The sequence below is a fragment of the Desertivirga arenae genome (genome assembly GCF_017355785.1).
GTDB lineage: Bacteria > Bacteroidota > Bacteroidia > Sphingobacteriales > Sphingobacteriaceae > Desertivirga > Desertivirga arenae.
Genome location: NZ_JAFEWE010000001.1, coordinates 928,473 through 940,677 on the forward strand (window position 1 = coordinate 928,473; position 12,205 = coordinate 940,677).

Genomic DNA, 12,205 nt, shown 5'->3' on the forward strand with positions numbered 1-12,205 from the left:
AGAAAAGTCAAATTCAGGTAAGAATTTGAAAAATTAACTTTTTAGGGCTTTTAAGCTCATATCCAAACTTTTAACAGAATGCGTTAGCGCTCCCATCGACACGTAATCTACCCCACATTGAGCGTATTGCAAAACATTTTGCTCTGTTATTCCTCCGGAAGCTTCTGTTACGAATTTTCCATCAACAAGCTTTACAGCTTGCCTTAAGGTTTCAAAATCAAAATTATCAAGCAGGATACGATCTACCTCGCCGCATTCTATTACTTCCTGAAGCTCCTTTAGGTTACGAACTTCTATCTCGATCTGTATATTTTTATTCTTCTCTTTGATATAATTTTTTGCTGCAGTCAGTGCCTGCTTAATCCCGCCCGCATAATCCACATGATTATCCTTAATGAGGATCATATCATAAAGACCGAAACGGTGATTAACACCTCCCCCAATTTTAACCGCAGCTTTTTCAAGGAAGCGCATGTTAGGAGTTGTTTTGCGGGTATCGAGCACCTTCGTATTTGTACCCTCAAGAGTTTTTGTAATACGTTGAGTAGTGGTGGCGATACCGCTCATCCGCTGCATGGTATTTAAAACAAGACGCTCGGCAGTCAGGATCGAGTATACTTTTCCTTTTACTTTCAACGCGATATCTTTAGCCTTAACTTCAGCGCCGTCATTTATAAACACTTCAACTTCCAGGTCGGCATCTACCGCTTCAAAAATTGCCAACGCCACTTCCACTCCAGCCAAAACACCTTCTTCCTTAATAATAAGCTGAGCCTCTCCTTCTTTTCCGTCTGGAATTGTTGATAATGAAGTATGATCACCGTCGCCGATATCCTCAAGCAGGGCGTCCTTTATAAATTTATCGAGTAAGTCTTTTTCGTTTTGCATACCTGCGGCTAAAATAAATATTAGATATGAGATGTGAGAACTTAGATTTGAGATGAAAACTCAACAAAGCCCTTCTGGTTTTGGGATTGTTGTTTTAGACTTAACTTCTTTAATCAAGCTGCAATACCTGCCCATTCAATCGTAATTCGTAAACAGCGAAGCCTTCTTGAAGGCCGCTGAAAGAAAGACAATATCTGAAAACTCTACCATCGTAAGTTCTAATGATCTATATCATTTTGCATCGCCATAATTCGAATGTATATTTGCGATCGTGGAAAATAAAAAATTAGCACTCATCATTTTAGACGGATGGGGTTACGGCAAAGCCGATGGATCAAACGCAATTGAAAACGCAAAAACCCCTTTCTTTCACAGCCTGATAAACACCTATCCCAATTCTAAGCTTGAAGCTTCAGGGATGGCTGTAGGATTACCTGAAGGGCAAATGGGTAATTCAGAAGTTGGTCATATGAACTTAGGCGCTGGCCGGGTAGTGTACCAGGAACTGGGGCGTATTCATAAAGCTACTGACGACGGTGAATTAGTTTCCAACCCAACTTTAACAGAAGCGTTTGAGTACGCTAAAGCAGAAAACAAAAAAGTACACCTGATCGGACTGGTATCTAACGGAGGAGTCCATTCACATATCAAACATATCTACGGACTTGTTGATGCTGCAAAAGCACACCAGGTTAGTAATGTATTTATCCATGCATTCCTTGATGGTCGTGATACTGATCCCAATTCAGGAAAAGGATTCGTTACAGATCTTCAAAATCAGATTAATGGAAATGCAGAGATTGCTTCTTTAATCGGCCGTTACTATGCAATGGATCGCGATAATCGCTGGGAAAGAGTAAAATTAGCGTATGACCTGATGGTTAACGGAACTGGTACTGCTTCCACCGACCTGATCGCCTCGATCGACGCATCCTATGCAGAAGGTGTAACAGACGAATTTATCAAGCCTGTAGTTAAAGTAGGTGAAGATGGCCAGCCAGTAGCAAAAATTGAGACTGGAGACGTGGTTATCTGTTTCAACTTCCGTACCGACCGTGGTCGCGAAATTACGGTTGCCCTTACTCAGAAAGAATTTCCTGAGCAGCAAATGACTCCCCTGGCTTTGCATTATGTAACAATGACCACCTATGACGAATCATTTAAAGGAGTTAAGGTAGTTTTCAGAAAAGACGATCTAACAGAAACCTTAGGGGAAGTTCTTGAGAAGCACGGAAAAACTCAGGTTCGTATTGCCGAAACTGAAAAATATCCTCACGTGACCTTTTTCTTCTCAGGTGGCCGGGAAAAGGAATTTATTGGAGAAAAGCGCCTTTTAGTTCCATCACCTAAAGTAGCCACTTACGATCTTCAGCCAGAAATGAGCGCTGAAGGAATCAGAGACGCCATCTGTAAGGAGCTTGCAGAAGGAAAGCCCGACTTCGTTTGCCTTAATTTTGCCAACCCCGACATGGTAGGACATACAGGAGTTTTTGAGGCTGTAGTTAAAGCCGTAGAAACTGTAGATGCTTGCTTACAAAAGGTGGTTGAGACAGGTCTTCAACTTGGCTATTCATTTATAGTTCTTGCAGATCATGGCAATGCAGATTACATGATCAATGCTGACGGTTCGCCAAATACAGCGCACACTACCAACCTGGTACCTTGTATATTGATAGATAAAGATTACAAGCATATCAACAATGGTAAGCTGGGAGATATCGCTCCTACTGTTCTCCAAATATTAAATGTACCAATACCCGAGAAAATGACAGGCGACGTGCTTGTTTAAGGAATGAGGTTAAAGTCAATACATATCATCAGCCTGCTTTTGCTACTAACGGGCTGTACGAATAAGCAAGAAGCTACTGAGGTCAAATCTTATTTTGACCTCAGTGGCTTTTTCTCTTCAGAGTCTGCGAGCTTACAGAACAAACATGCTACAGTTATAAAGACAGTATTACAAAATGGCAGAGCAGAGCAAAAAACAATTGGTAACATAAACTGGGAGACAGAATTTGAGCTGTTCAGTAGCTCTGACATTAATAAACCAGCATGGAACAAGAGTTATAGAGTACTTCACACTGCTCATGGCACTGAGTACATTGCCCTGGATAATAAACTTCGAACGAGAAGGATAAGGATAGAAAAAGCTCAGCGAGGAAAAGCAAAGCATATCTATATCCGAAACGAAGTGAATAATATGCTCTATTCCACAACAGAAGAGCTTCATTATTATCCTGATTCACTTTACGAGATCCGAAAGACGCAACATGTGATAATCCTGGGCAACAATACCTACAAAATATCAGGATTATTAAAAAATAAATAAACCTCCAATAATTTTTTGCGTCTTACGTTCATAATCTGATTTAGTGCGATTATGAGATATCTCCTGATAAGTATATTATCAATTTTAGTTACCAGCTTTTGTTCTGTTGCCACACCTGCTGTAAAAACTCCCGTAAAGGGAAAAAAAACGAGCACTTCTAAAGCAAAAGAAAGCTTTACAAGCAAAACCCCTTTGCTTTCAGAAAAAACCAAAACAGTTGCGTCAGAAGACTTTAAGCAAGAATTCCTTTCCCGTATAAACAAACTAAGAGCTGAAGGTTGTAATTGTGGAGGAGACTACATGCCGCCGGTTGGCCCGTTGATCTGGAACGATCAGTTAGAGATTGCAGCCCTGGGTCACGCACAAGATATGAACCGAAATAAATACTTTGACCATATAAGCAAGAACGGAAGCAAACTTAAAGACCGTGTTTTCGCCGTTGGGTATACCTATGACGGGTTTAAAAGCTTCTTTATTGGTGAAAATATTGCATTGGGACAAAGATCTATTCGCGAAGTGATGAATGGCTGGATAGGTAGCGAGGGACATTGCAGAAACCTTATGAACCCTAATTTCAAGGAGGTAGGAATAGCTTTAGTTAATCACTACTGGGTACAAGACTTTGGCGCAAGGAACCCTTTCCAAAAGAAGAAAGGCTGGCTCTAGATTGAAAGGTTTAATCTATAACTTTTACTCTGAGTGCGAACATTACACTTAGTTCATTATCGGTTTGGATCATACCTCCAATTTTCCTTGGAGGAGTGATATTGAAGTCGGTGAAGTTTATTTTCCGGGTTCCTATAAGATCCAGAACATCCTCTTTGCCAGAAAGGAATTTATAATCGACTTCGAAACGCCGTGTAACTCCCGCTAATTCGATACTTACCAGGCCTTTTACATAATCTTGTTTGATAGCAAGGTTGGGATACTTGCTAAGGCTTAGAAATCGAATAATAAGATTAGGATATTGTTTTGCTTTTAAAGTTTTGCGGAGATCGGCAGTCATAACAGGATTATGGCAGTCAAAATTCTGCACGTTCAACTTCACATCACCTGCAATACTTAATGCACTTCGATCAGGATTTTTCGAAATGTTAATAGTGTCGGGATTGGAGTAATTAGTGATCTCACAATTAAACTTGTTAATATTAGTACTACCATCTACTCTTAATGAACCTCCTTTCATGATAACCCATTTAGTTACTTGAGAATTATTAGTATTCCAACTAAAAGATGGAAGTACTATGATCAGGAAAAATAACAAATTACGTAATGGGAACATGGCTACTCCTTTCTACTATAAAAAAAGCAGGTTACCATGGCAACCTGCTTTTTCTAGTTTTAGTTTTTCTTAGAATCCAACGATAGCCTGGATAACATATCCATCAAATTTACCACCGTTCCTGATGTCTCCTACTGCAAAGTCTTTATATTCTTGTTTGCTATATTCACCTTTTAATAAGATGTTTTTTGTCAGGAACCAACCAGCTCCAAAAGAAACACGATTTACTTTTACATCCTGAATTGCAGTTCCTACAAGTAATTCAGATTTCACTGTGTTGTAACGCGCTCCAACAAACAGGTTTTCTTCTTTTCCAAATCTGTAAACACCTTCAATAGCAGCCTGATTAGCGGTTCTTAATTCAAGCTCTTTATTAGATTTACCTTTAGATGTTTCGTAAGTTCCAAAAACCTCCAAACCTGCAGCTTTCACAAATCCGTTCACTTGGTAAGATGTTATTTTCTTAGTGAAACCAGGGTTAAATCTTCCAGAGAAGGCAGCAGATGCATAAGTTGGAGCTGCAGCAGGTGTACCTGTCAAAGCTGGTTCCAATACCATAAAGTAGTTAGATCCTGTTCTGTCTCCACCGTAAAGGGTATTACCGCCTGCGCCTGCACCACCATTATGATAGAAAGATCCAGTTAATCTTACTCTTAGGTTTTCCTGTAATTGTTTATCAACTCCTAATTTACCAAAGATTGAAGGATACTTATGTTGAAGGTCATCTGTAACAGTACCATTAACCTTTGTAACAAGAACGCTGTCAATATTTCCTTTGATCAAACCATTAGTTACTCCTACCAAACCAAACAATCCGTTCTTTCTAACCATAACCTCACCGCCGATCTCTGTCGCAAACGCGTCCATTATATAGTTCTCAACAAAGGGGTTGTAGATCGTTTGACCACCGTCAGATCTTCTGAAATGCTGATCACCGTAGTTGATCTCCATGTGCCCCACTTTGATCGTAGTCACCTTCATGATATCATCCCAGATCTGACCTTTGAATGGAAGCTTGTCGAATTGAATATATCCACCTTTTACCCAAGTTTCATTGTGGTGACGAGAAGAAAGGTAAGTGGTCAGATTTAAACGAATACCGTCTGCAAGTTGGACATCAAGAAACAGGTTAGCGTTAGCTGTATTAAATCCTGGACTAATTTTGTACAGGTTATTTGCGGTATTCTCGTGTTTTAAATTTTGGAAAGATTGGGTGAAGCCCGCTCCCACCTTTACTTTCAAGTCCTCAAATACTGCGTTAGTATCCTTTGGAGCTTCGAAAACATTTATACCAGTTTTATCATAGGGACGTAGATTTGCAACTTTAGTTTGAGCATTTAATAATACTGGACTTGCTAATAAAAGTGCAGTAGTTGCGGTTTTAATAATGCTGGTTAATTGAGTTTTCATATCTGAAAAAATTTATGTTGTCTTATTCTGTTAGTAATTATTAGTTTTTAAGTTTTAGTGCGAGATCGATAGTTACTTCGTCGCCAGTTTTCAAAGCTCCCATCATAAAACTTGGTGCTTTAACCTTAAAATCACTCATCTTGATAACTTTAGAACCTTTAAACACCACCTCGTCGCCATTCACTACGTAATTTGCCTGAAGGGTTACTGGATTAGTGACACCTGAAATGGTTAAATTTCCGGTTGCTTTTACTGTTTTTCCGCTTACGGCTGCATCTGTCAGCTTGAAGGTGATCTGATTGTATTTCTCCTGATTAAGAGCTTTATATGCCCTGGTATTCATTAGATCTTCTTTAGCCTTTAGATTTGTTACCGGTAGCACGAAGCTTAGAGCAGAAATATCCTGGATCTGATCGCCTTTAACTACCGCGGTGGCAGTACAATTGAAAGAACTGGCGGCCATTGTCCAATCGTGTAGATTTGAGGTGCCGTTTACTTTAATCTGAGAACCGGCAACAGCTTTGAATGCTGTTTGAGCTTTTGCATTTTGCAATAAACCATTTAGACCAAGAGCTAAAATCAGTGTTAAAATTCTTACTGAATATCTTTGGATTTTGTCTGTGTTTAATTTTGAAACTTTCATACCTTTTGTTGTTTAAGGAAACCTGCGCTTGTTTCTATACTCCAAAGGTATGGCGACTATATGGGCTACAGAATGATGTTACTTTTCAAAAAATGTGATCTTAAACATTAAATAGAAAAAAATGTGACAATTGAGAAAACGATGATCAGGTGAAGGGACGATCTTAATCAAGTAAGTGAAAGATCTTAATCCATATAAAAAAAAAGAAGCAGTCTCGGAGGGGATCCGAACTGCTTCTAGCTGGTGACTTTGAGAAATATGTATTGAAAGGATTAACTTATCTAAGTTCATCTGTGTTGTAACTATAACGCTCGATTAGCTCGTTCGTCAGGTCAGTTACATTTACACTAAATGAATAAGGCATAACTAACAGTGGCACTTTTGCTGTATCTGCCATTTTTTTACTAATACTGGAATGAAACAGGCCCTGCAGGAAACCATACCTTTTGTGCACTAATGTTAAAATTCCAGGGCGGCTTGAAGTTGTTAATTGAGTGAGGCATTTAGCAATATTATCCCCCTTAATATTAATATAAGAGATCTTTGGATGCCCCTCCGGATACAACTCGTTTAACGTTCTTAATAAAATCTTTCCCGAATTCAGTCCTTCAAAACCCTTCCTTGAAATATGGCTTACAAGGATTTCGGCTTTAAAAGCAGAGGCAATTTTAGCAAGATAACTGATTACCAAAGTATCACTGAAAGTTAAGTCAGTAGCGTAGGTTATCGTACTAAAATCAGTCATACTTAAACCCTCCGGCAATAAAAGTACAGGACAGTTAACTTTGTCCAAAACTTCATGAGTATGACTACCCATTAGAAAACGGTTAAAACCCGTCGACTTATGTGCCCCCATAACCACCAGATCTGCACCTTTTTCCTTTACCAAACCTGCTGTTACCGGAGCTAACTTTCCAAATTCGCTAACGCAAGTAATAGAAGGCTGATAGGATGTTAAGTTTTGCTGTGCAAGCTTCTTTAAATGCTTACTTAAATCGCGAAGGTCCATCAAACTATCCTGCTTCAAAGCAATATTATCTGCTATGGGCCAGGAAATTCTTTCTGCCTCATCCTCGTCGTCTGCAAGCTCTATTGCGTGGCATAATACCAGATCTGCTTCGGTTTTAATAGCAATCTGTAAGGCAAACTCTGCAGCTTGCTGAGCACGAATGGTGAAGTCTGTAACTACGAGGATGGTATTCATATCCGTTCTGCTTGAGTGTAAAAGTGAGACTAAAAAATAACCCTGCGAATGATTTGCATCACTTTAAACTGTGATTGTTTGCAAATCCTTATATTTTTAAAAAGACCTTAGTAATGGGAATATAATTTGCCTGACATCTGCTTTACCGCATTAAATGCTCTCAAAAGATCTTTAAGCTTAACTTCTATCTTGAAATGATTTTCAAGAAGGCTGAGGTTATATACTGAATCAGGATGCTCTATCAGGGTAGCAACAAATGCAAGATAAGCCTGAGCTTCAATCCTTACATCTTCCATAATACTCCATACTTTATCAAAAAGGAATAATACTTCATCCGCTTCTTCGGAATTGTTTTCTGCCGATACACGGGAAAGCGCTTTCATATATCCCTTTTTCAAAACCCGTATATCTTTTTCAAGCAAATCGAGCTCTGAGAGCCAGTTTTTTCCTATTAAGGTTAGCTCCCTTAGTTCCTTGCTCAGTTCTTTATCTTCGATAGTAGTTGTCATAAGTATCATTTTAAAACAAAATTAAAACCGATCCTTCTGTTTTTGAATGACTTACAACCCGACGATAAATGATCTTCGTCAACCATTCCTTCTAAACTGGTCAGATAAGCCGATCCTTAATGATAAATATCAATATGGCGATCTCGGCAACTCCAGGCCTTCCGAAAGTCACAGAGCCTCATGATACCAGTCATTTTATCTCCTATTATTTTCCGGCAAATTTGATAGAGACATTTAATCTAATCAGAGCTATGGATTCAATTCTAGTACTTACCGATTTTTCATATACTGCATACAATGCAGCGAAATATGCAGTCAACCTGGCGAATAAATTGCCTGAAGCAAAAGTGATACTATTACACTCATTCAATAATTGTGAAGATCCTGCTCCCCCCTATGCATCGGAGGTTCAGGATCCCTGGATTAAAGCACTGGAACGATTAAACGATATGCAGGGACTTCTGGAATTATTTGCAAGCAAAACAACGCGTATCGAAATAAAAACAGATGAAGGCTGCCTTGAAAAGACGATTAAGAGGATCAGCGACGAAAAAGAGGTTGGGTTGATCGTTTTAGGTAGCAAGGGAAATTCTGACAAAACAAGCTTTATTGGAAGCAATACGCACAAACTTGCTCATATCTCTGAAATCCCCTTATTGATCGTTCCGCCCGATACCGAATTTCAAATCATTCAAAAAGCGGTCTTTGCCTGCGAACTCCATGAAACTGCTTCTATTTCCCTGCGTGATAACCGTAATTTCATTCACCTTTTACATAGCAAGATCTCTTCTATTTTTTATCAGAACGAATCGGAAGATTTTGACCCAAGAGCAGCCAAACATTTAAAGGCTTTATATCAACTACTTGACTCTATAGAACCAAATCTTTCTTATGTGCAAGGAGAACAAGCCGTTGAGAGTACAATCAGCTTTGCTCTTAATAATGATATGCAACTGGTAACGATTATCTTAAAAACACCTGCCTTTTTAGATACTATTCTTCATCCAAATCCGGTAAGCCAACTGGCACAATACGCGGATTTTCCAATACTTGTTCTTAAACCCGTTAATTTCAAGAAAGAATTTTCTGATAGAGATAAGGAAAAAAATAATCGAAAAAAGCACGAGACAGCCGAGGACAGGCTTTAAGGCATTCAAAAAAGAGAAAAAGGCGAAGGGAATCATCTCTTCGCCTTTTTTTATGAAGGCCATTAATATTTATTATAAATGATGCGCAAAAATAAAGGCGGCCATCATAACAATGGCCACCTTCGGTACATCTATTTGTAATGAAGCTTATGCTAATTCAAGCTTTTTCTCTTTAGGAGCTTGTGCAGCTTCCTTTCCTTTAAAGGCCTTTATGTAAATTTCCTTCAATTCGCTGATTAAAGGATAACGAGGATTTGCGCCCGTACATTGATCATCAAAAGCTTGTTCAGACATGTTGTCTAATGAAGCATAAAATTTCGCTTCTGGCACCCCAAACTCTTTAATGGATTTTGGAATACCAACTTTAGCTTTCAGCTCGTCTATAGCCTTGATCAAAAGCTCAATCTTTTCATCTTCGGTATTTCCTCCAAGGTTCAAATAGTCTGCTATACGTGCATATCTCCATTTTGCATTAGGATATTTATACTGAGGGAAGGCGGCTTGTTTGCGTGGGTTATCTACTGCGTTGAAACGAATCACCTCAGTGATTAACATTCCATTAGCTACACCATGCGGAACATGATGCGTAGCACCTAGCTTATGGGCTAAAGAGTGACAAATACCCAGGAAGGCATTGGCAAAGGCCATTCCTGCAATAGAAGAAGCATGAGCCATCTTTTCCCTGGCCTTTATGTTCGTTGTACCTTCATTATAAGCATCCGGCAGGTATTTGAAAATCAAACGAATTGCTTCCAAAGCCAAGCCATTGGTAAACTCAGATGCAAGAACAGAAACGTATGCTTCGAGAGCGTGAGTCAAAGCGTCGATACCTGAAGCAGAGGTTAGGCCTTTTGGCATATTCATCATCAGCTCTGCATCAACAATCGCCATATCAGGAGTCAACTCGTAATCAGCGAGAGGATACTTGATGTCTGTATTTTCATCCGTGATAACAGCAAACGGAGTAACCTCTGAACCGGTACCAGCAGAAGTTGGTACTGCTACGAACATTGCCTTTTCGCCCATTTTAGGGAAACTATACACGCGTTTACGGATGTCCATAAAGCGCATAGCCAGGTCTTCAAATCTTTCTTTCGGATGTTCATACAATACCCACATAATTTTGGCCGCATCCATTGGTGAACCTCCTCCCAAAGCTATAATGGTATCTGGATTAAAGATCGCCATCTCTGCAGCACCCTTTCTGGCACAAGAAAGCGTTGGATCTGGTTCAACATCGAAATAAACAGTATGCTCTATTCCTAATTCATCCAGGACTTTCGTAACGTGATCAATGAAACCTAAGTTGTAAAGAACTTTATCGGTAACAATAAAGGCTCGCTTTCTACCGAGGTCTTTCAATTCACGTAAGGCCACAGGAAGACATCCATATTTAAAATAAACCTTTTCTGGCATCCGGAACCAAAGCATATTTTCGCGACGTTTTGCTACACTCTTAATATTTAATAAATGTTTTACTCCTACGTTTTCTGAAACGGAATTTCCGCCCCAGCTACCGCAACCTAAAGTTAAAGATGGAGACAGCTTAAAGTTGAAGATATCGCCAATAGCACCTTGAGAAGATGGCATATTGATGATCGTACGACCCGTTTTCATAGCAGCGCCAAATTTCTCAATCCTCTCCTGACTCTTAACTGCATCTGTATAAAGAACAGAGGTATGACCAAATCCACCAGCTTTAACTAATTTCACCGCTTTATCCAATGCCTCGTCAAAACTCTTCGCTTTGTACATGGCCAGCACCGGTGACAGTTTCTCATGAGAGAATGGTTCTTCGTGCTCTACAGATTCTACCTCTCCAATAAGGACCTTAGTCTCTTCCGGCACAGTAACACCTGCTAAGGCGGCGATCTTGTGAGCTGATTGACCAACAATGTTAGCATTCAGAACACCATTGATCAGGAGAATTGCTCCGACTTTACTGGTTTCTTCTTTTTTCAGGATATATGCACCACGCTCTGCAAATTCGCGTTTCACTTCTTCATAGATCTTGTCTACCACAATCACGCTTTGCTCTGAGGCGCAGATCATTCCATTATCAAAAGTCTTAGAAAGCAGCACAGAGTTAACCGCCATTTTAAGGTGGGCAGTCTCGTCGATAATTGCAGGCGTATTACCTGCTCCCACTCCGATTGCTGGTTTACCAGAAGAATAGGCCGCCTTAACCATACCAGGACCACCGGTAGCCAAAATCAGGTCGGCCTGTGCCATTACGATTTGAGACAGTTCTACACTAGGCTCTTCAATCCAGCTAATGATCCCTTCAGGAGCTCCAGCTTTCACTGCCGCATCTAAAACGATCTTCGCAGCTGCAATAGTTGATTTCTTAGCCCGTGGGTGAGGAGAGAAAATAATACCGTTACGTGTTTTCAAAGCAATTAAAGCTTTAAAAATAGCAGTAGAGGTTGGGTTGGTTGTTGGCACTACTGCAGCGATAACACCTATCGGTTCGGCAATCTTCACGATTCCAAACGCCTCGTCGGTTTCAATAACGCCACAAGTTTTTTCGTCCTTGTACTGATTATAGATGTACTCGGATGCGAAGTGGTTTTTGATCACCTTGTCTTCCACAAGCCCCATTCCCGTTTCAGCAACGGCCATTTTCGCCAGCTCTATTCGAGCATTATTTGCGGCAATAGCTGCTTGTCTAAAAATCTCATCAACCTGCTCCTGGTTGAATGTTGAGAACTGCTTTTGTGCTTCCCGGATCTTTTCGATCTGGGCGATCAGCTTTTCGGTATTTGTTGTTTTCATGACTAATAATTTGATCA

At 39.9% G+C, this 12,205-nt stretch carries 11 protein-coding genes; 4 read left to right on the plus strand and 7 right to left on the minus strand.

Annotation, left to right across the window (positions count from 1 at the left end):
- Positions 1-33 precede the first annotated feature (33 nt).
- Positions 34-888, minus strand: coding sequence for a carboxylating nicotinate-nucleotide diphosphorylase (gene nadC, locus J4N24_RS03675; RefSeq protein ID WP_207532268.1), 855 nt, complete (start codon positions 886-888; stop codon positions 34-36).
- A gap of 271 nt (positions 889-1,159) precedes the next feature.
- Between nadC and gpmI the strand changes: the two genes are divergently transcribed.
- The 3 genes from gpmI to J4N24_RS03690 are packed head-to-tail and all read left to right on the plus strand — an operon-like array spanning position 1,160 to position 3,883.
- Positions 1,160-2,677 (plus strand): 2,3-bisphosphoglycerate-independent phosphoglycerate mutase, encoded by a 1,518-nt coding sequence (gpmI, locus tag J4N24_RS03680; RefSeq protein WP_207532269.1) that lies wholly within the window; start codon positions 1,160-1,162, stop codon positions 2,675-2,677.
- 3 nt (positions 2,678-2,680) lie between these two features.
- Positions 2,681-3,217, plus strand: a complete 537-nt coding sequence (locus tag J4N24_RS03685; protein ID WP_207532270.1) for a hypothetical protein — start codon at positions 2,681-2,683, stop codon at positions 3,215-3,217.
- A gap of 51 nt (positions 3,218-3,268) precedes the next feature.
- Entirely contained in the window at positions 3,269-3,883 is a 615-nt protein-coding gene (locus tag J4N24_RS03690) for a CAP domain-containing protein (protein WP_207532271.1), read from the plus strand.
- A 10-nt stretch (positions 3,884-3,893) separates the two neighbouring features.
- On the opposite strand, the gene J4N24_RS03695 is transcribed toward J4N24_RS03690, so the two are convergent.
- The 5 genes from J4N24_RS03695 to J4N24_RS03715 form a co-directional block, all read right to left on the minus strand.
- Complete coding sequence (locus J4N24_RS03695) at positions 3,894-4,499, minus strand: YceI family protein (RefSeq protein WP_207532272.1); 606 nt, start codon at positions 4,497-4,499, stop codon at positions 3,894-3,896.
- A 69-nt stretch (positions 4,500-4,568) separates the two neighbouring features.
- Positions 4,569-5,909, minus strand: coding sequence for a hypothetical protein (locus J4N24_RS03700; protein WP_207532273.1), 1,341 nt, complete (start codon positions 5,907-5,909; stop codon positions 4,569-4,571).
- Between the two features lie 40 nt (positions 5,910-5,949).
- Positions 5,950-6,552, minus strand: coding sequence for a YceI family protein (locus J4N24_RS03705; RefSeq protein WP_207532274.1), 603 nt, complete (start codon positions 6,550-6,552; stop codon positions 5,950-5,952).
- A gap of 277 nt (positions 6,553-6,829) precedes the next feature.
- A complete protein-coding gene (locus J4N24_RS03710; RefSeq protein ID WP_207532275.1) occupies positions 6,830-7,756 on the minus strand; it encodes a universal stress protein in 927 nt (308 codons plus the stop codon).
- Positions 7,757-7,863: 107 nt separating this feature from the next.
- The gene (locus tag J4N24_RS03715) at positions 7,864-8,265 is read right to left on the minus strand and encodes a hypothetical protein (protein ID WP_207532276.1); all 402 of its coding nucleotides are present in this window, start codon (positions 8,263-8,265) and stop codon (positions 7,864-7,866) included.
- A 119-nt stretch (positions 8,266-8,384) separates the two neighbouring features.
- Between J4N24_RS03715 and J4N24_RS03720 the strand changes: the two genes are divergently transcribed.
- The gene (locus J4N24_RS03720; RefSeq protein WP_207532277.1) at positions 8,385-9,413 is read left to right on the plus strand and encodes a universal stress protein; all 1,029 of its coding nucleotides are present in this window, start codon (positions 8,385-8,387) and stop codon (positions 9,411-9,413) included.
- A gap of 147 nt (positions 9,414-9,560) precedes the next feature.
- Here J4N24_RS03720 and adhE read toward each other — a convergent pair whose 3' ends face one another.
- On the minus strand, positions 9,561-12,188 hold the full coding sequence (gene adhE / locus J4N24_RS03725; RefSeq protein WP_207532278.1) for a bifunctional acetaldehyde-CoA/alcohol dehydrogenase: 2,628 nt from the start codon (positions 12,186-12,188) through the stop codon (positions 9,561-9,563).
- Between the last annotated feature and the right edge of the window lie 17 nt (positions 12,189-12,205).

Excerpts from the sequence above, each read along its gene's own strand:
- J4N24_RS03685 (WP_207532270.1), top strand. The coding sequence starts at position 2,681 with ATGAGGTTAAAGTCAATACATATCATCAGCCTGCTTTTGCTACTAACG.
- adhE (WP_207532278.1), bottom strand. The coding sequence starts at position 12,188 with ATGAAAACAACAAATACCGAAAAGCTGATCGCCCAGATCGAAAAGATC.
- J4N24_RS03695 (WP_207532272.1), bottom strand. The coding sequence starts at position 4,499 with ATGTTCCCATTACGTAATTTGTTATTTTTCCTGATCATAGTACTTCCA.
- J4N24_RS03715 (WP_207532276.1), bottom strand. The coding sequence starts at position 8,265 with ATGACAACTACTATCGAAGATAAAGAACTGAGCAAGGAACTAAGGGAG.
- J4N24_RS03710 (WP_207532275.1), bottom strand. The coding sequence starts at position 7,756 with ATGAATACCATCCTCGTAGTTACAGACTTCACCATTCGTGCTCAGCAA.
- J4N24_RS03720 (WP_207532277.1), top strand. The coding sequence starts at position 8,385 with ATGATAAATATCAATATGGCGATCTCGGCAACTCCAGGCCTTCCGAAA.
- nadC (WP_207532268.1), bottom strand. The coding sequence starts at position 888 with ATGCAAAACGAAAAAGACTTACTCGATAAATTTATAAAGGACGCCCTG.
- J4N24_RS03705 (WP_207532274.1), bottom strand. The coding sequence starts at position 6,552 with ATGAAAGTTTCAAAATTAAACACAGACAAAATCCAAAGATATTCAGTA.
- J4N24_RS03690 (WP_207532271.1), top strand. The coding sequence starts at position 3,269 with ATGAGATATCTCCTGATAAGTATATTATCAATTTTAGTTACCAGCTTT.
- J4N24_RS03700 (WP_207532273.1), bottom strand. The coding sequence starts at position 5,909 with ATGAAAACTCAATTAACCAGCATTATTAAAACCGCAACTACTGCACTT.